Raw genomic sequence first — 316 nt, forward strand, 5'->3', positions numbered from 1 at the left:
ACCACGATGGAGTGGGTGTCGTTTTTGAAGTAGCGGCGGGCTGCTGCGCGGGTGTCGGAGAAGCCGAAGCCGTCGGCGCCGAGGGTGGCGAATTCGTTGGGGACGAATTGCCGGATTTGGTCGGGGATGGCTTTCATGTAGTCGGTGACGGCGACGATGGGGCCGGTGGCGCCTTCGAGTTGCTGGGTGACGAACGGGGTGCGGGCGGGTTGGCCGGGGTTGAGGAAGGCTTCTTCTTCGGCGGCGAGGCCGTCGCGGCGCAGTTCGTTCCAGGAGGTGACGGACCAGACGTCGGCGGAGACGTTCCAGTCGTCGG

At 66.1% G+C, this 316-nt stretch carries 1 pseudogene; it reads right to left on the reverse strand.

The window, feature by feature from the left end:
• Positions 1 to 316: pseudogene (locus tag DC347_RS21175) on the reverse strand (pyruvate dehydrogenase (acetyl-transferring), homodimeric type); the annotation flags it as partial.

The sequence above is a fragment of the Pseudarthrobacter sp. AG30 genome (assembly GCF_003116525.1).
Taxonomy (GTDB): Bacteria; Actinomycetota; Actinomycetes; order Actinomycetales; family Micrococcaceae; genus Arthrobacter.